Origin of the sequence: Brucella sp. MAB-22, assembly GCF_025908475.1 — a bacterium.
GTDB lineage: Bacteria > Pseudomonadota > Alphaproteobacteria > Rhizobiales > Rhizobiaceae > Brucella > Brucella anthropi.
In genome coordinates this window covers 1,451,500-1,474,959 of record NZ_CP109781.1, presented here as the reverse complement: position 1 = coordinate 1,474,959, position 23,460 = coordinate 1,451,500, and the positions used below count along the sequence as shown (strand labels likewise).

The following is a 23,460-nucleotide window of genomic DNA, read 5'->3' as shown; positions in this document are numbered from 1 at the left end:
CGAGGTTCGTCACTGTTCCAGCCACGTATCCGCCCAGTTGGAAACTGCCCAGCGCGGATTGCTGGAAACATTCTTCACGCGGTCGCTGGCGACGGTGATGAACCCCCATTCCGCAACATTGATGAGCGGCAAATCTGCGTCCACCATCTGCTGGAACTGATGATAGAGCGCCGTGCGCTTTTTCTCATCGATTTCGCGTGCGGCTTTGGCGATCAGCGCATCCAGTTCAGCATTGGCATAGCCGCCCTGATTGGAAAACGGCACGCCTGCCGGGATACCGCCCTCAACCAGAATTGTCGTGGATATGGCCGGATCACCACGATAAACCGTCGGCGCAATGGCCAGATCAAAATCGTGGTCAGTGTAAACTGCCTTCTGGTGCGCGGCGGAATCGTTGTTGACGATGCGCGCATCGATGCCGACTGCAGCGAGCGCCTGCCGCAGATAATCACCGAACTGTTTCGTTTCGTTGAAATAGGGCGCCGGAAGAAGCTTGAGCGTGAAGCGCGTTCCGTCCTTGCCCCGCTCGTAACCAGCCTCGTCCAGAAGCGCATTCGCTTTCGCGACGTCGAACGGATAGGACGGCACGTCATCGGTATAGAACTGGCTGTCATAACGCGGCACAGGACCCGTCGAGGTCTTGGCGTAACCGAGGAAAATTGTCTTCACCACGAAATCGCGATCGATAGCATGGGCGATTGCCTGCCGAACCTTCAGGTTCGCCAGTTCCTTGCGGCGATGGTTGATCTCCACCACGAGCTGGTAGGTCAGCGCCTCATAACCCTTGGAGATGACCGTCAGGCCCGAAACCTTCGAAATGCGGTCCAGATCGGCGAGCGGCACGGCGGAGAAAGCAGCCAGATCGACTTCTTCGGCCTCCAGCGCGCCAGCCGCTGCGGCGCGATCCGGCAGCACGCGATAGACAATCTCGTCCAGATAAGGCTCACCCTTGCCCCAATAATCGTCGTTGCGTGTCAGCCGGTAATATTCGCCGGTCTTATGTTCGGCATATTTGAACGGGCCGGTGCCTACGAGCTTTTCATTGGCCGGGTTGGCCATGATGTCACTACCCGCGAAGACATGCTTCGGCAGCACTGCCGTCAGCGCCGGCAGGGCATTGCGGATAAGCTGGAAGGGCGTCGGCTCGGAGAAATGGAAAACGGCAGTGAGGTCGTCTGGCGTTTCAACCTTTTCCAGCGCCTTGAACACAACACGGCCCAGGTTTTGCAGCGGTTTCCAGATTTCCATGGCCGAGAACGCAACATCCGCCGATGTGAACGGCTTGCCGTCATGCCATTTGACGCCTTCGCGCAGACGGAACCTCACCGTCAGCCCGTCGGCGGAGCCTTCCCAGCCTGTCGCAAGCCGTGGCGCGAGACCATTTCCGCCCTCGAAGGACGCTTCCGCCAGAGGTTCGATCACCTTGCTTGCGACAAAGAAAACGCCATTGGAGGCCACGATGGCCGGGTTCAGATTGCGTGGCTCTGAATCTGCGGCCACAACCAGCCGCCCGCCTTTCTGCGCTTCATCAGCCGCATTCGACCGTTGCGGCCAGACGGCGACAGCGGCCAAAGCGGTCGATCCCGCCAGAAAAACCCTACGTGACAGAACCAGTTGAGCCATATCCATTGCCCCGCAATCACATTTTCATTTGACGACTTTTTATACCAGTCACCCGTAAATGACAGGATCAAAACCTGTTACCGGAACAATAAATATCGAAAAACACTTCGCTTTCCGGCATCTTTAACCGTCAAGTAAAAATAATATTTCAATTATTTGCTAGCTTATTAATGAAGTATTTCAACCTATGCGTTTGAATTATTTTTTCGATTAAACCCAATTTAAAGAAAATCCCCTCTTGCCAAACAGGGCTTCTTCCGTAGATCATGGTTAATTATGTGTTGTCGTATTTCGTGAGCTTCATTTCGACACGGCACGCATAGACCACTGAAGAGCAATTCATGGCTCTTATTTGAATGCATTTGTGCGCCCCATTTCATTCATCTGGCGGCAAATGCCCCCTGAAAGCTGAACCCATTGGAAGAGAGGAAACAGAAATGTCTAGTTTGCTGCCCCCGCTTCATGACGGTCACGCACCGATCTATCTGCATCATGCATTCCAGGATGCGGTCGATGCTTATGAAGATTGGGCTCTGGAAACGACCGAACCGTCCGTTCAGGTCAACGGCAAGGTCACACGGATCAGTGTCATCTTCCGCCGCCTATGGAACTGCACCGACATGGTGCCGCGCCACACGCTGGAAGCGCTGAGGGATATCGTCCCGACCGGCATCATCCATGCTGAACACTGGAAGGAAACGCCCACATTTGCAGAAGCTGCCCGCATCATGCGTGCCGCTCTGGAAGGGCGCAAGGCACGACGGCTCCCGGTCGTGTGCTGATTTCCTGAAACCCATAAAGGAAACGGGCGGATTTTCCGCCCGTTTTGCATTCAACTGCTGATCCTTCGACAAGCTCAGGAAGAAGTTCGACGGTTCTGGATGAGGGAAGCCGAGCCTATGCAGCCACCAGCGCTTGAGAGCCTGAATCAAAAAGCTGCATGATCACCGGAACGCAGACAAATTGCCATTTGCAGCCACACAGGATGGCTTTTGGAACAGGTTCTAAACAACAGGATCAAGTTTGCGGAAGCGCACGCGGGCGCTGCGTTCGATGGCGGCAACGGTCAGTTCATCCAGTGTCCAGCGGTCACGCAGCATCTGGAGAAATTCCAGTTCTTCCTGCTCCACATGGAGATCGGCAGCAGCGACTTCGACAGCCAGCGCATAGGCCGTATCGTAGAGACGTTCCGGCAGTGCTTCATGAGCAAGGTCGAGAATTTTTTCCAGGCCGTCTTCATCGGCAAGAAGCGCATAGCAATCATTGGCAATCTGCGGCAGGCGCCCGGTATCGAAACCGCGGAAAACCGGCAGGCGCGTCACCACATTGCCGATGGATTCCAGCTCGGCATCGGTCATGGTGGTGTCGGCGGCAGACGTCGTAATCATAATATAGACGAGTGCATCCTGCTGGGTGATCTTTTTCATCGGGTACTCCTGCACAACAATAGCCGGAATCAACTTCAACGGCCCAAATTGTTTTGAAAGTTAGGAAGCCGCATCCCGTTGCGCAAGGAAATTCGGTCGCAACCGTTGACGGACAGTGGTTGCCGCGCCATAGAGCAGTATGCGCCTCCCTTGCGCGCAAGTTTTCAATGAATAAACTTTCTTCACAGGATTAAACCATGACCTCGCACCGCCTTCCCGAAATCACGCTGACCCCGGAACTGACCGCGGCGGCTGCGGAAGCGAAAGCATGGCCTTTTGAAGAAGCGAAGAAAATCCTCAAGCGTTATGCAAAGACCGGCCTGCCGGAAACGGTGATTTTCGAGACCGGTTATGGCCCTTCCGGCCTGCCGCATATCGGCACGTTCGGCGAAGTGGCGCGTACCTCTATGGTGCGCCACGCCTTTCGCATCCTGACCGAAGACAAGGTCAAGACACGCCTGATCTGCTTCTCCGACGATCTCGACGGCATGCGCAAAATCCCGGACAATGTGCCGGACAAGGCAGCCCTTGAACCCTATCTGCAGATGCCGCTTTCCGCCGTTCCGAACCCGTTCGGTGGCGACTACAAGAGCTTTGCGGACCATAACAACGCCATGCTGTGCCGCTTCCTCGACACTTTCGGCTTCGATTATGAATTCGCCAGCGCGACGGAATATTACCAGTCCGGCAAGTTCGACGCCGTGCTTCTCAAGGCTGTCGAGCGCTATGACGACATCATGAAGGTGATGCTGCCGACGCTCGGCGAAGAGCGTCAGGCGACCTACAGCCCATTCCTGCCGATCTCGCCGAAGTCTGGCCGCGTGCTTTACGTGCCGATGAAGAAGGTGGATGCCAAGGCTGGCACCATCACATTCGATGATGAGGACGGCGTTGAAACCACGCTGTCCGTCACAGGCGGCAAGGTGAAGCTGCAATGGAAGCCGGATTTCGGCATGCGCTGGGCAGCGCTCGGCGTCGATTTCGAAATGTTCGGCAAGGACCACCAGACCAATGCGGGTGTTTATGACCGCATCTGCGAAATCCTCGGCGGTCGCGCGCCGGAACATTTCGTCTACGAACTGTTCCTCGACGAGCTGGGCCAGAAGATTTCCAAGTCCAAGGGCAACGGCATTTCCATCGATGAATGGCTGGCCTATGCGCCGACTGAAAGCCTTGCGCTTTACAATTTTCAGAAGCCGAAGACCGCCAAGCGGCTTTACTTCGATGTCATCCCGAAGGCGGTGGACGAATATTTCACCTATCTCTCGGCCTATGAGCGTCAGGAATGGAAGGACCGGCTGAACAATCCGGTCTGGCACATTCATTACGGCAACCCGCCGAAGGTGAACCTGCCAGTCACTTTCGCGCTGATGCTCAATCTGGTCAGCGCATCGAATGCCGAAAATCCGGCTGTGCTGTGGGGTTTCATCTCGCGCCACGTGCCGGGCGTTACGCCGGAAAACAATCCGGAACTCGATGCGCTCGTCGGCTATGCGATCCGCTACTTCAACGATTTCGTGAAGCCGACCAAACAGTTCCGCGCGCCGGATGATGTGGAACGGGCAGCCCTTGAAGCATTGGATGCGAAGCTCGCAACGCTGCCTGCCGGCACTGATGGCAACGACATCCAGAACGCCATTCTTGACGTCGCCCGTGCCATTGAGCGTTATCAGGACCACACCAAGAAAAGCCCGGAAGGCGGTCCCGGCGTTTCGGTTTCCTTCTTCCAGATGCTCTATGAAGTGCTGATCGGTCAGGAACGCGGACCGCGTTTCGGCTCCTTCGTCGCGCTTTACGGCATCGACGAAACCCGCGCGCTGATCAAAAAGGCGCTGGCTGGCGAACTGGCCTAAGTGCCCAGACACGACAGGAAACAGCCCCGGTCTTCCGGGGCTTTTTTCATTGGATGACCGACGTTGCCCTGGGCCACATACCCATGCGCTGAACAAGTTCTTGCTGACAGCGCCTGATCTGTGGGCTCTGCGCGGTTTCAATACCCTCCGCCGCCTAGCTGCTATCTATCACTCGACCCCAATATGCCTGGGATGATGAGCCATGTTGGCACTCCCGGTCACCTATTCACTTCTGCGCTCCGGCGCCGGAGTATTTCAAAGTAAGTTTAAATATACTCTTGATTGTCATTTTCGACTTTTCTTGTATTAACATATGTTAATCTGGAATAATCTCTATTAAATAATGACACCGGAATATAAACCAAAGATTATTTGGTAATCCCACCATCATCTGTGATAGGATGTATGGATAGTATCCAATCTTCACACACAGTGCGAGCATCCCTTTACTCCATCGAATGCTAGATTCGATGGACATTCGGAACTGTCGAGAAGACCTCCGGCGATTGAAGAAACGGAGCCTGCAGTGTCAACCGAGTTTGAAAAGATACGGCGCACAGTGCGCAGACGTCGGACCATGATCATCGTGGCCAAACATACGCTCGTGCGGACATCCATTGTGAAATTCCTGGAATACGAACTTGCCGATTGTAATGTCGTTGGCATGGCCTCTTTAACAGAACTGGTCAAAGCCAGCAGACGTGACATAGCTCTCATTGCGTTGGATCTGGGAGGCAGGGCGATGGATAGCTCCGCACTGCGGGAAGAGCTCCTCACCGTTGAGAGCCACTTTCAAGCGGCGTCGATTGCCCTTTTTTCTGACAAGGACGATGTTCTGCTGGAGTCGCAAGCGATTAAAATGGGCGTGCGAGGGTTCTTTACGTCGTCCCTTCCGGTAGAGATCGCTCTGGCTGGCATTCGGCTGGTGCTTGCGGGAGGCATATTCTGTCCGCATCCGCAGGGCGCTCAGAGTACGATTCAAACAACGATCTCCCTCAAGGACAGATCAACGACTGAATTGACCGACGATGGAACCGATAGTGTGAACTACAGCTGGTGCCAGCCAGCCATTACCGGTTTCACACCACGGGAAGTTGACGTTCTGACGGAGTTGCAGCGCGGTCATTCAAACAAGGTCATTGCTGAGAAGCTCAATCTTTCCGGCAATACCGTGAAGATGCACTTGCAGCATATTATGCGTAAACTACATGTTCAGAACAGAACCGAAGTCGTTCTGTTGCTTGGTGCCAAAGCGACTGCCAATGGGAGCGCCATTCAATAGGCGCAGATAATTCAGTTTTCGCGGAAAGCCCGGTGAAAACTGTCCAGCAATGGCCTGACAGCATAAAGTGCGACACTGCTTTCCCCGGTTTCTATCAGGGCCTGCACAGGCATTCCAGGGATCATTTCCACGTCTCCGGCCTGCATCAGTTCATCGTCGGTCACGCGGATCGTCGCAGCATAATAGGGCTGCCCGGTCTGTTTATCGATAAGCCGGTCGGCAGAAACATACGTCACTTGTCCTTCCAGAAGAGGCACGCGTCGCTGATCATAGGGCAAAAGATGCACCTGAGCGTTCAAGCCGGGACGCACAAGGTTGATATCCTCGGGCCGAACATGCGCTGACACGATCATATTGCCATCCTGCGGCACCAGATCCAGCAACGGCTCTCCTGCCCCGATAACGCCGCCCGTCGTGTGGATGCGCAAATCCATGACAATCCCGTTTTCGGGCGCCTTGATATCCGTCCGGATCAGTTGATCGTTGATTGCGCGGTATCGTTCGCTTAACAGGAAAAGCTGATTTTCGGTCTCACGCAGTTCCTTTGCGATCTCGTTTTGGCGATCACTCTCCAGCTTCACGAGATTGGCCTGTGCTTCATTGATCACCTGATAAGCGCGGGACATCTGAGCTATGGTCTCTCCCAGCTGTCCGTCCAGATCAGCTTTCTCGCGTGCGAGATTCAATACGCTCGTTTTGCGCTCGAGCCCCTTTTTCACAAGCGGATTTATCATGTCCAGTTGCTGGCGCGTGATCTCGATGCGGGACGACAAGGCCATTTTTTGCGCTGCCAATCCGGTTATCTCTTCCTTCACCTGCCCCATTTTCTCGTGCGTTATGGCAATTTCAGATCGATAGACGTCGCGACGGGCTTCAAATATTCTTCGTTGTCCGACGACAATGGCGTTGACGGCCGGGTTATGCGGCGCGAGTTGTTCCAGCTCCGGTGGAAACAAAAGTTGCATCTCGTTCGCCTGTTCAGCGACCAGCCGAGCCCGGCTCGCCTGTGCGTCCCACAGCTGTCCTTGAATACCGACCAGCTCCGTCCTGGGCTTTGTATCGTCCAGCTTGATCAGAATCTGACCGTTGGAAACCAAATCGCCATTGTGGACATAGATCTGCTGAACAATACCGCCTTCCAGATGCTGAATGGTCTTGCGGCTGGATTCCGCTTCGACAATACCCACAGCGACCGCCGCACTTTTAAGCGGTGCGAAAACTGCCCATATTCCGAAGCCTGCAACGAATATCAATACGAGCAGGTTTCCTGTCCAGGCCACGCCGCGCAGCCTTGGCCGTGATGTAAGCGGCGTTGGCAAAGTATTTTTCCCAGGCAGCAACAGCGGTAAAGACGGGAGCTTCAGCTGTATTGCCCGCAAACGAGCCAGCAGCAGCGAATACTTCAACGCATTTGCTACCTTCACCGGGAGTTCGATGGGAACGAGGGTCATGACGAGGCATCCCTTACGGTCCAGTTTTCGCGGGGACGCGAAGGAAAGCATCGAAGATTTTCTCGCTATCTCCAAAAGCGCTCACCATACCGTCGCGCATCACAGCGATTTTGTCGGTCACGGGCAGAATGCCCATTCGATGCGTGATGATCACAATTGTAATTTGCCTGCACTTCATGCGCTCTATGGCGTCGAACAACAGCCGCTCACCCTCATAGTCGAGACTGGAATTCGGATCATCAAGGACCACAAGAGGAGGGTTGCCATAGGCTGCGCGCGCCAGTCCCAATTGCTGGCGTTGCGCCCGCAGAAGCAAGGCGCCACCTTCGCCGATATCGGTTTCGTATCCCTGCGGCAATCGCATGATCGTCTCATGCAGTCCGACGAGCTTGGCAGCTTCGATAACCTTACGCGGATCCGAGCTGTCGAGCCGACCGATGACGTCTTTGATCGCACCGCCGAAAAGTTCAATATCCTGCGGGAGATAGCCGATATGGCGGGCATTGTCGCAATGGCGAAGCAGTGAAATATCAATGCCACCCAGAAGAGCACACCCACACGTGGGCCGTGAAACGCCGGCCAGAATTCGTCCGAGCGTGGATTTTCCCGATCCTGAAGGGCCGATCAAGGCAACACAATCGCCAGGAGCGACCTGAAACGACACGCCTCGCAGAATGAACCGATCTGATGAGGGGAACCGATAGCCGACATTGTCGAGAACGAGCTGGCCTTTGGGCTCCGGTAGCAGAATGGTTCGCTTGTTGTCTCCGGGTGCAACCAGAGTGAGCATCTTGTTCAGGCGGTTGAATGCGCCGCGCACGAAAGCCAGTGCCCGCCACGCGCCTATGGCGCCTTCTACAGGTGCCAGTCCACGCCCCAGTAACAGACTGGCAACAAAAATAATCCCGGGGTTGCTGTTGTTCTGGAGGACGAGCCATGTCGCGGCTCCCATCATCAAAATTTGCGTCAACGCACGCACCGATTTCGAGAATGCCTGAAGCACCTCTGTTCGACGCGCCACACCGTCCTGAGCCGCCCTGACAGCCTCGGCATCCCGGTAAATGAGGTGAGCTGCGCCATGTTGCATCCCCATCGCGCGGATTACACCGATATATTTGAGAGCCATTGTGAAGCGGGAATAGCTTCGTGCCTGCGCAATATTTGCCTGTTCATTCAATTCGCGCGTCGTGAATTCATTCAACAAGGCCAAAAGCAGCAGGCACAATGCACTGCTCAAGCCGATAAACCCGAGGAGCGGGTGAACCAGAAAAAGCAGTACAAGAAAAACTGGGGCCCAGGGAATATCGAACAATAGCGCACATGATGGGGAATCCAGAAACTGGCGCAAAACGGAAAGGTCACGATAATTTTCAGCGGCTGTTCCGGCATCAGTGCGCGCCGCATATTCGAAGGATGCATTCATGACGACAGGACGCAATTGACGATCGAGCCAGCTACCGATCCGGGAAAGCGCGGCGCGGCGTACGATATCGAGCAGAGACCCGACAATAACGGCTATCGCGATGATGATCGTCAGCATCAGCAAAGTATCAACACTGCGGCTCGACAGAACACGATCATAGATCTGAAGAAGATAGAGGGAGGGAGCAAGCAGAAAAATATTATAGCCGCAACTATAGGCGAAGACCAAACCGAAGGCACCGGCACACCGACGCAAGGCAGCGACCAATGGGGTCACCGTATAGCGCGCTTGCGTAAATGCCGCTGTCATGTGTCGTCTCCGTCGAGATCTCCATTGTTATCGTAGGTTCACAATACCCATTGGCCTGTGAGGCAATGTCAGCGTATCGGCAATTCCGGGTAAAATGGGGAGCAACGATTTCAACCGTCGCTCCCAAGTCGGATTTCTCGACTACCCAGCAAAAGCCAATTGCCGATCACAGCGGCAAGTGGCTCAGATCGATATCGTGAAAATTGTCGTTAAAGCTGTCGATAAAGTTCGCTATATCGTTGGTCGTCGTAGTGGTTGTTGTGGTCGTCGTTTCCGGATTGGAGTGCACGAGCGCAGAGGAAATATCACCGCCGCGAGCCATGTTCCCATCGCCGCCGTTACCACCGACCCCTGCAAGGATCGTTGCGTGCTGGTCGGCCAGAAGTTCGGTATATTGAACGGCACTGGTGTCCGCCTGACCGGCTGCTACATTGCCGCCGCTCGAAGAACCCAGACTGCCGTTGGAATTCGCGTCGCCGCCAGCACCGCCTGCACCATTGTTGGTGATGTTGGCGAGAAAGCCATTCGCTGCATCGGCTCCGCCGCCATCTCCGGCATGGCCTGCGTCCCAGCTGGCGTTTAACCACGGGGAATCGCCACTATGCACATCAACGGCTGCGCCTGTTACGTTTTGCGTATTGGCCACGACTGCACTTGGATTGTAATTGATATTCCCAAAATTATAGCCATCAGCACCGTTACCGGCATTAGCGTCGCCTGCATAAACGTCACTGAGATGGATTGTGTCGGAAACTCTCGGAATAGGCATCGTTTAATTCCTCCCTGTTGAGCCCCAGCCCTGTTTCGGATTGAACATCAGTCTTGGTGGTCGGCATTCCCAGATAAGAGATTGGTAAAATCGCGTTACCGACCGCGTTCCAAAGAGTGCGCGTGTTGATGTTGCGGGACTAGCTAGAAATTCGGGTACCTACTTTAGGGTGGGCCAGACCGGAATGTATCAAGCGTGAAGAAGGCCAAGAATGTCGTTTGCAAGAAGCGCATCATGGCTTGTGTCGGTCAGATTATCGTAGCCGCCTGAACCACCGATACCGGCAATCTGTAAAGCATGCTGATCGACAAGCAGATGGTCTATCTGCTGGGCATCAGCGGTTCCGCCAGCGGGAACTGCAATATTGATCGGGTGGAAATACCCGATATTCACGTCCACCATACTGCCCAGGGAAACACCGTCACCACCGCTTCCTGCAGCTGTATTGCCGGTGAAAATTGTGTCCGAGGCCATGTTGAAGCCGCCGCCATTGCCGCCGATCCCGGCAATCTGCGTGCCGCCCTGATCGAAAATCACGTTGTTTGTCTGGTGCGCCTCTGCATTGCCGCCAGCGGCAGCGACAGCGATATTGATGGGGGAGAAGATCGCCACGTTCACATCGATCATGGTGCCGGCAAAAACACCCGCACCACCATGACCTGCATAACTATCACCGGTGAAATAATAGGAATTTCCAGCGTCTGTATGTATCGGAGAGGCTGAAACGGACCCGGCGGCATTATGGTCTCCACCCGAGCCTCCAATACCCGCCATCTGGTCCGCGCCTTGCAGGAAGGCAGCGTTGTTGGTCTGGTTGGCAGACGCTACGGAATTGGATCCGCCTGCAACCGCAGCATTGACGGGAGCAAAAACCGCGACGTCAGAGCTGACAAGTCCCCCGAAGAAAACCCCGTCGCCACCGCTTCCTGCATGATTGGAGGTCGCGCCTTCTGTACCTCCGATCACGGCGTTGCCGTTTCCGCCGTCTCCGCCCATTCCAGCCATTTCAACGACATGCTGATTAATCAATGCATTGTTGAACTGGTCCGCGCCCGCCCCGGCTCCCGGACCGGCAATTGCCGTGTTGGACGGAACGAACACAGCGGATGCGTCGCTGCTTATCACACCGACGCTCAGTCCCATTCCACCGCTTCCGGCGGAATTGCCAGTTGTGCCTGAAGCGACACCGAAAGGGAGCCATGTCGGCACGAGCGCCAGATGTCCGGCTGCGGTAGTCAAAGACGTACCTTGAACACCACCTGCAGTGAGGGTCTCGTTGGATATGGGACGTAGTTCATTCATCACCATTTCTCCTCGCCGGGCCCAATTCCCAATGGTGTTGAGAAATATTCGGCTCCATGGCTATTGTGCCGTCAAATGACGCAAAAGAAGAGCCGGTAATTTGTCTACATCTGTTTGGGTGTAATGCACCCTTCGGGTTCCGTGCGGGTAACTTGAGCTTATATGGATCCGCTGCTGGAAACGTGCTCTGCACGGACCATGGCTATACCGACAGCCACCATTTCACATGGCGCGCGACGGTCTGCCCACATTTCGCAAGTGAAACAATTATCTTCATTTGACTTTCTTTTTGTTTTCGATTTTCATTGTTTGGCTTTCACACTCGCAATGGCCGAACGTGTGAACAGGGGGAGGAACATGTCAGTTACGAGTGCGCATGCCCTCTTCTCGGACAGTGGCGATAACGGTGTTCGGCACCATCGCCAAAGCGACAAGCTGCGTGCTTGTCGAAGTCATCCAAACCAAGTTTGTTCAAGCGTTAAAGATCACGGTCGCGCCGCCGCATCTGCTGGCTCGCGCTCATTGAGCGCCGGGTTCGGTGTTGTGTTAAGCTGGATGAAATCCGTTGGGAAACATCCTGTTAACAGCGCCCGGATTGTCGTTGGAACTTGCATGTTTCCTGAGAAAGTGTGGAAGCGGTCCGCAGAACACGGATTGCTCATAAGGGATAAGGCACAGTCCCTGGAAGTTCATATTGAGAGGAATTGCCAATAAGCGCAATAATTCCGACGGTTGGAGGAGGCCTCGGGACATATGCTGGAATTGCGAAATATCTCGAAGACGGTTGGTGGAGCCACCCATATCCATCCGACAAGTCTGGTACTGCCTCGCGGGAGCCTGAATGTCCTGCTCGGACCGACCTTGTCCGGGAAGACCTCGCTCATGCGCCTCATGGCGGGCCTGGACAAGCCAAGTGAAGGCTCGATCCTGTTCGACGGACAGGATGTTACAGGCATGCCCGTGCAGAAGCGCAATGTGGCGATGGTCTACCAGCAGTTTATCAATTACCCGGCTCTGACGGTCTATGAAAACATTGCTTCGCCGATGCGCATCGCTGGCAAGGCACAGTCGGAGATCGACAGCGAGGTTCGCAAGGCGGCGGACCTTCTCAAGCTGACGCCTTATCTGGACCGCACACCGCTTAATCTCTCCGGCGGGCAGCAACAGCGCACTGCAATTGCCCGGGCCATTGTGAAAAAGGCCAATCTCGTCCTCCTCGATGAACCGCTGGCCAATCTCGACTACAAGCTGCGCGAGGAACTCCGTGAAGAACTGCCGCGCATCTTTGCCGAATCCGGTGCGATCTTTGTTTACGCAACAACCGAACCTTCGGAAGCCCTGCTGCTCGGCGGCAATACGGCGGCACTTTCGGAAGGCCGCATCACGCAGTTCGGGCGCACAATCGATGTCTATCGCCGCCCGCTCGACCTCATCACGGCACGAACATTTGCCGACCCGCCCCTGAACACAGCACGCATGGTCAAGTCAGGGGATCGTTTCCTGCGCGCCGACCGCCCGGCCATTGCCGTACCAAGCCAATTGGCTGATATAAGCGACGGTCCGCTGACGATCGCGTTTCAGCCGCATCATCTGCTGGTCCGTCCGGCGGAAAACGCTACGGTTCCCATTCGGGCCCGCACACTGGTATCCGAGATCGCCGGATCGGAAAGCTTCATCCATCTCGATTACGAAGGCGACCGCTGGGTCATGCTGGCGCACGGTATCCAGATCGTCGAGCCTGACCGCGAAATCGAGGTCTACCTCGACACGCGACACCTGATGGCATTCGATGAAACTGGCCGCGCGGTTGGCCGCACGGTTGGTTTGGCGGCATAGGAGGGCGACGATGGCACGTATCACTCTCGATCATATCCGCCACGCTTATAATGCGAAGGCGCAAGCCGCAGGCGAATACGCTCTCAACATGGTCAATTACGAGTGGGAGGACGGCAGCGCCTACGCGCTGCTCGGCCCGTCCGGTTGCGGCAAGACAACCCTGCTCAACATCATTTCCGGCCTTCTGCAACCGACTGAGGGGCGCATCCTTTTCGACGGGCAGGACGTAACCGGCCTTGCCACCGAAGACCGCAACATTGCGCAGGTCTTTCAGTTTCCCGTCGTCTACGACACGATGACCGTGTTCGACAATCTCGCCTTTCCGTTGCGCAACCGACGGATGCCGGAAGCGGAAGTGGAACGTCGCGTCAAGGACATTCTGGAAATGACCGACCTCGGCGGCATTGCCGGGCGACGCGCACGCGGACTGACGGCAGATCAGAAACAGAAGATTTCGCTCGGTCGGGGACTGGTACGCGCGAATGTGAACGCAATCCTGTTCGATGAACCCCTGACGGTTATCGATCCGCACATGAAATGGGTGCTGCGCTCACAGCTGAAACGCTTGCACCGCCAATCGGGTTTCACGATGGTCTATGTCACGCATGACCAGACGGAGGCGCTGACATTCGCCGACAAGGTCGTGGTGATGCATAACGGAGAAATCGTGCAGATCGGCACGCCTGCCGAACTGTTCGAGCGCCCGAGGCATACATTCGTTGGCTATTTCATCGGCTCGCCGGGTATGAACCTCATGCCCGCACGGATCGACGGCCAGACTGCCACAGTCGGCGCGCAGGCCATTCCACTGCCCGGCATACCGCAGATTGGCGATGCAAAAAGCATCGAACTGGGCATCCGGCCGGAATTTGTCAGGCTCGGTCGCGAAGGCCTGCCAATCCGCATCGACAAGATCGAGGATATCGGGCGCTACCGCATCGTGCGGGCAGGCTTCGAGGGGCAGAAACTCGCCGTCGTGATCGGCGAGGACGACGAGATACCAGCCGAACCGCGCGTGACCTTCGATCCGAAGGCAATCGGCATATTCGCGGATTCCTGGCGCGTGGGAATGGAGGGCTGACCATGGAAAAAAGCTGGAATAACAAAGCCTGGTTCCTGGTCCTGCCGGTGCTGGTGCTGGTCGCCTTTTCCGCCGTCATTCCGCTGATGACGGTGGTGAACTATTCGGTGCAGGATACGTTCGGCAACAACCAGTTCTTCTGGGCCGGGACGGACTGGTTCGAGCAAATTCTTCACTCCGGTCGTTTCTGGGATGCGCTCTGGCGCAATCTCATTTTCTCGTTCATCGTGCTGGCGATCCAGATACCGCTCGGCATCCTGATTGCGCTCAACATGCCGAAAAAGGGCTTCTGGGTCCCCGTCTGTCTGGTCACCATGGCATTGCCCCTGCTGATCCCGTGGAACGTGGTCGGCACGATCTGGCAGGTTTTCGGACGCAGCGACATCGGCCTGCTCGGCTACTACGCCAACTGGCTGGGGCTGGACTACAACTACGTCAACGATCCGTTCGACGCCTGGGTGACGATCATCATCATGGACGTGTGGCACTGGACCAGCCTCGTGGTGCTGTTGTGCTATGCAAGTCTCGTATCCATTCCGGATGCCTATTATCAGGCAGCCAGAATCGACGGAGCTTCGCGATTTTCAGTGTTCCGTTACATCCAGCTGCCGAAGATGAAGCGCGTTTTGCTGATCGCCGTCCTGCTCCGTTTCATGGACAGTTTCATGATCTATACCGAGCCCTTCGTGGTGACTGGCGGTGGACCGGGCAATTCGACAACATTTCTGTCGATCGATCTGGTCAAGATGGCGCTGGGTCAGTTCGATCTTGGACCGGCGGCGGCGATGTCGTTGATCTACTTCCTCATCATCCTGCTGCTGTCATGGGTGTTCTACACCGTCATGACCAGCCACGATCAGGAGGTGTGAGATGAACGCCATACAGGGAACTTCCGTGGGCAGTGCACCTGCAATTGCACCGGTCTCAAACGCAGTCCGACAAAAATCGAGCAGACGTGAGAGGTCGCGGTTCGGCTGGCTGATACCGACAATCTATATCGTTCTGCTTCTGATACCGATCTATTGGCTCATCAATATGAGCTTCAAGACCAATCAGGAAATCCTGACGTCGCTGACGCTCTTTCCGCATGAGCCAACATTGCAGAACTATCGCGCCATCTTCACCGACTCCGCCTGGTATTCGGGTTATATCAACTCGATCATTTATGTGGTCATGAACATGGTGATTTCGGTTTCGGTGGCGCTGCCTGCAGCCTATGCCTTCTCGCGCTACCGGTTTCTGGGCGACAAACACCTGTTCTTCTGGCTCCTGACCAACCGCATGGCGCCTCCGGCGGTGTTCGCCCTGCCGTTCTTCCAGCTCTATTCGGCATTCGGGCTCATCGATACGCATATCGCGGTCGCACTGGCGCATTGTCTGTTCAATGTGCCGCTGGCGGTGTGGATTCTGGAAGGCTTCATGTCGGGCGTACCGAAGGAAATCGACGAGACAGCCTATATCGACGGCTATTCGTTTCCAAAGTTCTTCGTGAAGATCTTCATGCCCCTGATCGCATCCGGCATCGGCGTGGCAGCCTTCTTCTGCTTCATGTTCTCATGGGTGGAATTGCTCATCGCCCGCACGCTCACGACGACAGACGCGAAACCCATTGCAGCCACGATGACACGCACCGTTTCTGCTGCCGGTATGGACTGGGGGCTGCTCGCTGCGGCGGGTGTTCTGACGCTGATACCCGGTGCGTTGGTGATCTGGTTTGTCCGCAATTACATCGCCAAGGGCTTTGCCCTGGGGAGGGTATGACGATGTTTCATATGCCCGACTTCTCATGGATGGCCTGGACCTGGCAGACGGCGGCGTTTTTCTGCGCCATAGCATTTCTGCTGCTGGGCATGGGCGTGTGGGAATATATCTCGCCCGGCGGCTCGCCGCGCAACGGTATCCTGCGCTTCGAGACAACACGCGGCGACCGCCTGTTTATCTCGCTGCTCGGCAGCGCATTCATCAATCTGGCATGGCTCGGGCTGGTTGGTCCGAACCTCTGGTGGGCTCTTGCCATTTCAGTGGTCTACGCCATCGGCGTATTCCGCTTTGTGTGAGAAATCCGGAGCGGAAACCTTCCGCTCCGCGCAAAATGGGCTCGGGGGACAAACCGCGCCCGGAAGTCGATATGCAATGCACTCGCAAGCTTTGGGAGGATCAACATGCGACGGCATCTAATGACGACTACAGCACTTATCGTGCTGGCAATGACAGGGGCAGCTTCAGCGGGAATGGATGAGGCGAAGCAATTTCTCGACAAGGAAATTGGCGACCTTTCATCCCTGTCGCGCGCCGATCAGGAAAAGGAAATGCAGTGGTTCATCGATGCGGCCAAGCCTTTCCAGGGCATGGATATCAAGGTCGTTTCGGAATCGCTGACCACCCATGATTATGAATCGAAGGTGCTGGCGCCCGCATTTACCGCCATCACCGGCATCAAGGTCACGCATGACCTTATTCAGGAAGGCGACGTCGTCGAAAAAATTCAGACCCAGATGCAGACCGGCCAGAATCTTTATGACGGCTGGGTCAACGACTCCGATCTGATCGGCACGCACTGGCGCTATCAGCAGGTCCGCAACCTCACCGACTTCATGGCCAATGAAGGTAAGGATGTCACCAATCCGGGCCTCGATCTGGACGATTTCATCGGCAGCAAGTTCACGACGGCTCCGGACAAGAAGCTCTACCAGCTTCCCGACCAGCAGTTCGCAAACCTCTACTGGTTCCGCTACGACTGGTTCAACGACGAGAAGAACAAGGCCGACTTCAAGGCCAAGTACGGCTACGATCTTGGCGTACCAGTCAACTGGTCTGCCTATGAAGACATCGCCGAGTTCTTCACCGGTCGCGATGTCGACGGCAAAAAGGTCTACGGCCATATGGACTATGGCAAGAAGGACCCGTCTCTCGGCTGGCGCTTTACCGATGCGTGGCTTTCCATGGCTGGCAACGGTGACAAGGGACTGCCAAACGGTCTGCCGGTCGATGAATGGGGTATCAAGGTTGATGATCAGTCGCGTCCGGTCGGCTCATGCGTAGCCCGCGGCGGCGACACCAATGGACCAGCTTCGGTCTACGCCATCCAGAAATATCTCGACTGGATCAAGGCCTATGCTCCGGCAGAAGCTCAAGGCATGACCTTCTCCGAATCCGGCCCGGTTCCGTCGCAGGGCAACATCGCCCAGCAGATTTTCTGGTACACGGCTTTCACCGCCGATATGGCCAAGCCCGGCCTGCCGGTCGTGAACGAGGATGGCACGCCGAAATGGCGTGTTGCCCCCTCCCCGCATGGCGTCTACTGGAAGGACGGCATGAAGCTTGGCTATCAGGACGTGGGTTCCTGGACCCTCATGAAGTCCACCCCGGATGACCGGGCCAAGGCTGCCTGGCTCTATGCGCAGTTCGTGACGTCCAAGACGGTCGATGTGAAAAAGAGCCATGTGGGTCTGACCTTCATCCGCGACTCGTCCATCCATCATCAGAGCTTCACGGATCGGGCACCGAAGCTCGGCGGTCTGGTCGAGTTCTATCGGTCGCCGGCCCGCGTCCAGTGGTCGCCAACCGGCACCAACGTGCCTGACTATCCAAAGCTGGCTCAGCTCTGGTGGCAGGCGATCGGCGATGCATCGTCGGGTGCAAAAACGGCACAGGAAGCGATGGATTCACTTTGCGCCGAACAGGAAAAAGTTCTCTCGCGTCTGGAACGTGCGGGGGTACAGGGCGACATCGGACCGAAGCTCGCCGAGGAACATGACATCGAGTACTGGAACAAGGATGCCGTTTCCAAGGGTAACCTCGCTCCTCAGCTGAAGATCGAGAACGAAAAAGAAAAGCCGGTTACGGTCAATTACGATGAACTGGTCAAGAGCTGGCAGAAGTAAGCCTTGCGCATAAACACTGTCGGGAAATCCGTGGGATGACACGACAGGCTGAACATTGAACCGCATTGCGTACATTCATTGCGCAATGCGGTTTTCATATCAACTTGAGGACAAGAAGAAGGGCGGCAGGTAATGCCGCCCTTTTGTATTTTGGTCACAATCAGCCACGCTGTGAATCGAGCTGTTCGTGGTTCTTTTCGACGTCCTGCGCCTTCAAGTAGCTTTCGATGAGAAGCTGGTAGGGAGGGAAAATCTTGGTGTAGACATTGGCCCATTCCTGCGCATCGTCACGATGCCATGTCTTCTGGAGTTCCGAAGCCACCGCAGCCGTATCCATCGGCACGACACCGGCCTGAACAACACGAGCGAGCGTAATTTCCTGCGCCATCTTGGAATAGGTTCCGGATGCGTCCACCACGGCGAAAACCTTATAACCGTCCTGAACGGCACTGATTGCCGGGAAGGCCATGCAAACGCTGGTGATGGTGCCTGCGATGATCAGGGTCTTGCGGCCCGTGGCCTTCACGGCAGCAACGAAATCCGGATTGTCCCATGCGTTGATCTCGCCACGGCGCGCTACATATTTGGCATGAGGGGCGTTCTCATGAATCTCGGGGATCAGCGGACCATTGGGGCCCTGCGGCACGGATGCCGTGGTTATGACCGGCATCTTGGTCAGCGTGGCCATCTTGGCAAGCGCGGTCGCATGATTGCGCAAAACAGGCATCGGCATGTCTGCGACGGTCTGAAACAGGCCGCTCTGATGGTCGATCAGAAGCATGACGGCGTCGTTGGGGTCGATAACCGGACGCTGGCCGTTAAAGTTAGCTGGGCTGCTCATTTTAAGTCTCCTTCTTCAGGCTTGGACGTATTCAGGGCCGAAAGCATTTCCGGTCCGGGGATACCCGTGGTTCATACTGACACCACGGGAATGGATCAGGCAGGAATGGCGCCGAATTTCCCTGTTCGGAAATCCGCGAAAGCATCCTGCAATTCTTCATTTGTGTTCATGACGAAAGGGCCACGCATGGCGACAGGCTCTTCAAGCGGTTCGCCGCTCAGCAGAAGAACGGTTGCGTCGCTGTCAGCCGTAACCTCGAAACTGCCACCTTTTCGGTCGAGCAGAACGAATTGCGCATCCCGTGCCGATCTGTTGCCGTTGACGGTGATCGTTCCGCGCAAGATTGCCAGGCCGGTCGTATGTTGATCGGGAAGATCAAACACAACGCTTCCGCCCTGTTTCAGGCGCAGGTCCCATAGATCAATCGGCGTGAAGGTGCGTGCCGGTCCGGCATGTCCGGCATAGTTCCCGGCTATGACACGGACAATTCCAGCTTCATCCGGCAGGGCCACGGTCGGAATATCCCGATCGAGCACCGTCTGGTAAGCGGCGGGCGCGGACTTGTCCCTGGCAGGCAGGTTGACCCAGAGCTGCACCATTTCCAGCGTGCCTCCCTGTTCGGTAAACGCCTTCGAATGGCGCTCCTCGTGCAAAATCCCGGCGGCAGCAGTCATCCATTGTACATCACCGGGACCGATCATGCCTCCGCTTCCAGTGGAATCGCGATGTTCAACTTCGCCCTGATAGACAATGGTCACGGTTTCAAAACCGCGATGGGGATGGCTGCCAACCCCGCGCGGGGTTGCCGTGGGTGCAAACTGTTCCGGCCCGGCATAATCAAGATGCAAGAAGGGGCTGATGTGTTCGCCCATTGTCGCATGGGAAACCATGGAGCGAACCGGAAATCCATCACCCACCCAATGGGGCGATGAGCTGCTGTAAATGCCGATAACCTGTCTCATCTCGATCTTCCCGATTTATTTCGTTGCCTTGCAGACACTGAATTGACTGTCTGGGAGCAAAATAAATCTGGAACAAATTGACCGGTAGATCGAAGTTCAGGCTATACTGTCCTGAAAACAGGACAATGAAAGGCCCGGCCATGGCTGATCTCAACGATATGCGGCTTTATGTGGAAGTCGTGGAGCAAGGCGGCTTTTCCGCTGCGTCACGAAAACTGGATATGCCGCGCTCCAGGCTGAGCCGCCGGATCGCCCTGCTCGAAGATAATCTCGGTGTCAGGCTTATCCAGCGCACCACCCGACAATTTGCCGTGACGGATATCGGCCAGGAATTTTATCGCCATTGTCTGGCGATGATGGTTGAGGCCGATGCCGCACTGGATGTGATCGACAGAATGCGCACAGAACCGCAAGGCACGGTGCGGGTGAGTTGCCCGGCATCGGTCATTTATTTCCAGGTCGGTGAAATGATCGCCCGTTTCATGGCGCGATACCCAAAGGTGAAAATACATCTGGAAAGCACAAACCGGCGCGTGGATGTTATCCGCGAAGGCTTCGATCTCGCTATCCGCGTCCGCTTTCCACCGCTCGAGGATAGCGATCTCGTCATCCGCAAGCTGGCGGAAAGCGAGCAACGACTGGTGGCAAGCCCTGTATTCGTCAAGGAGGGATGCAACGCCGTCCCCGCCGACCTCGTCGACATGCCCGGCCTTGCCTGGGGATCATCCCACAACAGTTTTGAATGGAACCTGCTTGGTCCGAACGGCACCACGGCTGAAATTCCCTATCAACCGCTGCTGATCACGGAAGATATGGTTGCGCTGCGGCTGGCCGCTCTTCAAGGCATCGGCGTTTGCCAGTTTCCCACAATGGTTGTCCGGGATGATATAAAGACTGGGCGGTTGGTTGATCTTCTGCCCGACTGGGCACCCCGCAGCGGCATCATCCATGCTGCTTTTCCCTCGCGGCGTGGCCTGCTGCCTTCAGTGCGCGCACTTCTTGATTTTTTGGTCGAAGAGTACGCGGCTCTATCCGCAAGCGAAAACAAAAGAGATGGATTTTGAAACGTAACGGCTTGGTCACACGTTGTATTCGACTGCAATGACGAACTGCTACCGCAGTGTACGAAAGATGACAGGACATTCAAGAAATGTTGCCGCTAACAATCCGATTGCCATACAGGAGACAGACCCCTTTCATGCCCTGAGTAGTTGCGAGGGATGTCGCCATAATGGAGCGGTTGTCGTGACCCACCTCCTATTCCCGATAAGCGGATGACATGACATCGCGTATAACGAGACCGGTGAACTTCTCATCCAGTGGCGCCCTGCGTACAAAGGTTCGGAACCAAATGGGTGAGATTATTGCTTCAAGAACTCTTTCCCGCTCTATGGTAGGCTTTACCTCTCGCCGCTCTATCGCACGGTCGATCATGATGTAAGCGTTGGTAAAGCGCTCGTTCCAGATTTCAGACAAGCTGGTTCGGATATCCTGATCGCCCTCCATCGATGCAGCAAAGAGTGCCTGCAGTAAAGGCATTACCGCAGGATCAGCCAGCATTGCGATGATACGTGCCATATACGCCTGCAAATCGCCGTCGAGGGTACCGGTGTCCGGTACTGGAACGAAACCGTCGGCAACATCAAGCACCATATCGACCACAAGACGGGCCCGTGTCGGCCATCGACGATAAACCGTTACATGATCGACTTCGGCGGCAGCTGCGACTCCCCGGTGCGAGATTCCATTGTAGCCCTTGATTTCCAATTCTTTTTTCACGGCTTCCATCACGGCTTCGCGTACGCGGCCACTGCGTCCCCCACGCCTCGATTTTACCTGATCAAATTCAGCCACTTTTGGTCGAGTTGACATTGCGTCCCTTTACTTGTAATCGTTAATGCAACAAATGTTGCAATAAGAGCGATATCATGAACATCCACTACATTCAAACAGGTGATGTGCAAATCAAGAGTTTGCACGCAGTGTCGCGCAAAATTGCGCGCCCAGCCCGCACGTGGGACGTTTTCAAAGACAAAGACTGGACTCCTCTCCTCCCGATTGGTTGCTGGCTGATCGAGCATCCAGAGGGCTTGATCATGGTAGATACAGGTGAAAGTTCTCACGCCAACTACTACCACTATCAACCTTGGTGGCATCCATTCATGCAGACCTGTGAACGCCGCTGGGTACGACCAGAGGAAGAAGCCGGAGCAAAGGTGCGTGCACTTGGCTTTGATCCGGCCGACGTGCGCTGGGTCGTGATGACCCACATGCACGGCGATCATGCGGGTGGCATTCCAAATTTCCCTAACAGCGAGTTTGTTCTAAGTGCGCCCGAGGCTGCGGCATCTCTCGCCTGGTCTGGCCCGATAAGCGGATTCTTGAACATGCATTATCCCAAGGGCTTCAATCCAACCCGGGTTGAACACAAGGATGGTCCATGGGAGAGCTTTGACCGCAGTACGAAGCTCACAAGGGATGGCCGGGTGCGCATCGTTCCGACCCCCGGACACACTGAAGGCCATCAGTCTGTTGTCATCGAGCAGGACGACCACTTGGTTATGATCGCAGGTGATGCAGCCTATAATGAGCGTGCCCTTATCGACGGTATCGTTGATGGCGTGGCAGCGAGCTATGATGTGCACAAGGATACCACGCGACGTCTCCGCGAACTCTGCAAAAGGCATCCTGTCATCACGCAATTCGCACATGATCAGCAATGTGAAACGCGGTTAAACGGGAAAACTTTCACCGTCATAGATTAATTTTGAATGATGACCGGTTGGGGCAATTCCACGGCAGGACGCCGTCAACCGGATGCGAGCTCGGACTTGTGATGCCGGGTATAAATCGGATAGCGATAGACCTTCCAGCCTGTGGTGATGGACCAGAGCCTTGCACAGGAAGCACTTCGCAGTTCGAGACGACAGCCATTGGGTCATTGTCGGCCCAAACCCCGCTTCATCAGATATCGACTGTCTGAACCTAACAGATGGTCGAAACCTCTTTAATGAGCCAGTCGTGGAAGAGCTGCAATGCCGGATTAGACGCAATGTTTTCGTGACTGCATATAAACTTATAGGATTTTTTGGGCTCAAAATATCGTTCGGACACGATACTGAGGCTTCCGCGCAGCACGTCGTTTTCGACCAATGGTCGATGAGAAAACCCAATGCCTTGTCCCGCACGCACGGCTGTCAACAATGTGTGCTGGTCATCAAAGAACAGGTTCGAATTTGCGGCTATCTCATCCAAATTGTGATGCGACAACCACCTTTTCCAGTCACTGACGTCCCTATAGTGTAGGCGGGGAACTTCGGGATTAAAGAGAAGCTCTTCTGGATTCGCCAATAAGCGAGCTTTGCTTGTCGGTTGGAGCATTGCAAGAGAACGCCGGGTTATAGCCCGGCGTTTTTG

General features: G+C 55.4%; 21 protein-coding genes. 11 read left to right on the top strand and 10 right to left on the bottom strand.

What is annotated here, in order from left to right:
- Positions 1–9: 9 nt before the first annotated feature.
- Positions 10–1,623 (bottom strand): ABC transporter substrate-binding protein, encoded by a 1,614-nt coding sequence (locus OHI65_RS06660; protein WP_125300967.1) that lies wholly within the window; start codon positions 1,621–1,623, stop codon positions 10–12.
- A gap of 437 nt (positions 1,624–2,060) precedes the next feature.
- On the opposite strand from OHI65_RS06660, the gene OHI65_RS06655 reads away from it, so the two are divergent.
- Positions 2,061–2,405, top strand: coding sequence for a hypothetical protein (locus tag OHI65_RS06655; protein WP_010659156.1), 345 nt, complete (start codon positions 2,061–2,063; stop codon positions 2,403–2,405).
- 222 nt (positions 2,406–2,627) lie between these two features.
- Here OHI65_RS06655 and OHI65_RS06650 read toward each other — a convergent pair whose 3' ends face one another.
- Positions 2,628–3,050 (bottom strand): tellurite resistance TerB family protein, encoded by a 423-nt coding sequence (locus OHI65_RS06650; protein WP_010659157.1) that lies wholly within the window; start codon positions 3,048–3,050, stop codon positions 2,628–2,630.
- A 197-nt stretch (positions 3,051–3,247) separates the two neighbouring features.
- On the opposite strand from OHI65_RS06650, the gene OHI65_RS06645 reads away from it, so the two are divergent.
- On the top strand, positions 3,248–4,903 hold the full coding sequence (locus OHI65_RS06645) for a lysine--tRNA ligase (protein ID WP_125300968.1): 1,656 nt from the start codon (positions 3,248–3,250) through the stop codon (positions 4,901–4,903).
- A gap of 577 nt (positions 4,904–5,480) precedes the next feature.
- Positions 5,481–6,185, top strand: coding sequence for a LuxR C-terminal-related transcriptional regulator (locus tag OHI65_RS06640; RefSeq protein ID WP_010659159.1), 705 nt, complete (start codon positions 5,481–5,483; stop codon positions 6,183–6,185).
- 11 nt (positions 6,186–6,196) lie between these two features.
- On the opposite strand, the gene OHI65_RS06635 is transcribed toward OHI65_RS06640, so the two are convergent.
- The 4 genes from OHI65_RS06635 to OHI65_RS06620 all read right to left on the bottom strand — a co-directional run bounded on the left by OHI65_RS06635 (position 6,197) and on the right by OHI65_RS06620 (position 11,439).
- Positions 6,197–7,636 (bottom strand): HlyD family type I secretion periplasmic adaptor subunit, encoded by a 1,440-nt coding sequence (locus tag OHI65_RS06635; RefSeq protein WP_125300969.1) that lies wholly within the window; start codon positions 7,634–7,636, stop codon positions 6,197–6,199.
- 13 nt (positions 7,637–7,649) lie between these two features.
- Complete coding sequence (locus OHI65_RS06630) at positions 7,650–9,368, bottom strand: type I secretion system permease/ATPase (protein ID WP_052174248.1); 1,719 nt, start codon at positions 9,366–9,368, stop codon at positions 7,650–7,652.
- A 166-nt stretch (positions 9,369–9,534) separates the two neighbouring features.
- Positions 9,535–10,137: a hypothetical protein gene (locus OHI65_RS06625; RefSeq protein ID WP_029926710.1), complete on the bottom strand. Its 603-nt coding sequence runs from the start codon at positions 10,135–10,137 to the stop codon at positions 9,535–9,537.
- A 189-nt stretch (positions 10,138–10,326) separates the two neighbouring features.
- On the bottom strand, positions 10,327–11,439 hold the full coding sequence (locus OHI65_RS06620; protein ID WP_125300970.1) for a hypothetical protein: 1,113 nt from the start codon (positions 11,437–11,439) through the stop codon (positions 10,327–10,329).
- 753 nt (positions 11,440–12,192) lie between these two features.
- Here OHI65_RS06620 and OHI65_RS06615 point away from each other — a divergent pair.
- The 6 genes from OHI65_RS06615 to OHI65_RS06590 all read left to right on the top strand — a co-directional run bounded on the left by OHI65_RS06615 (position 12,193) and on the right by OHI65_RS06590 (position 18,240).
- Positions 12,193–13,275, top strand: coding sequence for an ABC transporter ATP-binding protein (locus OHI65_RS06615; protein ID WP_029926708.1), 1,083 nt, complete (start codon positions 12,193–12,195; stop codon positions 13,273–13,275).
- 10 nt (positions 13,276–13,285) lie between these two features.
- On the top strand, positions 13,286–14,356 hold the full coding sequence (locus tag OHI65_RS06610; RefSeq protein WP_012093315.1) for an ABC transporter ATP-binding protein: 1,071 nt from the start codon (positions 13,286–13,288) through the stop codon (positions 14,354–14,356).
- 2 nt (positions 14,357–14,358) lie between these two features.
- Complete coding sequence (locus tag OHI65_RS06605) at positions 14,359–15,225, top strand: carbohydrate ABC transporter permease (protein WP_010659165.1); 867 nt, start codon at positions 14,359–14,361, stop codon at positions 15,223–15,225.
- Between the two features lies 1 nt (position 15,226).
- Positions 15,227–16,117 carry a carbohydrate ABC transporter permease gene (locus OHI65_RS06600; RefSeq protein WP_010659166.1) on the top strand — a complete coding sequence of 297 codons (891 nt, stop codon included), beginning with the start codon at positions 15,227–15,229 and terminating at the stop codon, positions 16,115–16,117.
- A 2-nt stretch (positions 16,118–16,119) separates the two neighbouring features.
- Entirely contained in the window at positions 16,120–16,413 is a 294-nt protein-coding gene (locus OHI65_RS06595; protein ID WP_012093317.1) for a DUF2160 domain-containing protein, read from the top strand.
- A 105-nt stretch (positions 16,414–16,518) separates the two neighbouring features.
- Positions 16,519–18,240, top strand: coding sequence for an ABC transporter substrate-binding protein (locus OHI65_RS06590; RefSeq protein WP_010659168.1), 1,722 nt, complete (start codon positions 16,519–16,521; stop codon positions 18,238–18,240).
- A 160-nt stretch (positions 18,241–18,400) separates the two neighbouring features.
- Here the strand turns inward: OHI65_RS06590 and OHI65_RS06585 are convergent, their stop codons facing one another.
- Both OHI65_RS06585 and OHI65_RS06580 read right to left on the bottom strand, forming a co-directional pair.
- Positions 18,401–19,081 (bottom strand): hydrolase, encoded by a 681-nt coding sequence (locus tag OHI65_RS06585; protein WP_012093318.1) that lies wholly within the window; start codon positions 19,079–19,081, stop codon positions 18,401–18,403.
- A 95-nt stretch (positions 19,082–19,176) separates the two neighbouring features.
- Positions 19,177–20,043 (bottom strand): pirin family protein, encoded by an 867-nt coding sequence (locus OHI65_RS06580; protein WP_125300972.1) that lies wholly within the window; start codon positions 20,041–20,043, stop codon positions 19,177–19,179.
- Between the two features lie 140 nt (positions 20,044–20,183).
- On the opposite strand from OHI65_RS06580, the gene OHI65_RS06575 reads away from it, so the two are divergent.
- On the top strand, positions 20,184–21,107 hold the full coding sequence (locus OHI65_RS06575) for a LysR family transcriptional regulator (protein WP_210211194.1): 924 nt from the start codon (positions 20,184–20,186) through the stop codon (positions 21,105–21,107).
- Between the two features lie 193 nt (positions 21,108–21,300).
- Here OHI65_RS06575 and OHI65_RS06570 read toward each other — a convergent pair whose 3' ends face one another.
- A complete protein-coding gene (locus OHI65_RS06570) occupies positions 21,301–21,897 on the bottom strand; it encodes a TetR-like C-terminal domain-containing protein (RefSeq protein WP_264358548.1) in 597 nt (198 codons plus the stop codon).
- A 74-nt stretch (positions 21,898–21,971) separates the two neighbouring features.
- On the opposite strand from OHI65_RS06570, the gene OHI65_RS06565 reads away from it, so the two are divergent.
- Complete coding sequence (locus tag OHI65_RS06565) at positions 21,972–22,808, top strand: N-acyl homoserine lactonase family protein (protein WP_208620235.1); 837 nt, start codon at positions 21,972–21,974, stop codon at positions 22,806–22,808.
- Positions 22,809–23,028: 220 nt separating this feature from the next.
- Here OHI65_RS06565 and OHI65_RS06560 read toward each other — a convergent pair whose 3' ends face one another.
- Complete coding sequence (locus OHI65_RS06560) at positions 23,029–23,424, bottom strand: LysR substrate-binding domain-containing protein (RefSeq protein ID WP_235824416.1); 396 nt, start codon at positions 23,422–23,424, stop codon at positions 23,029–23,031.
- Between the last annotated feature and the right edge of the window lie 36 nt (positions 23,425–23,460).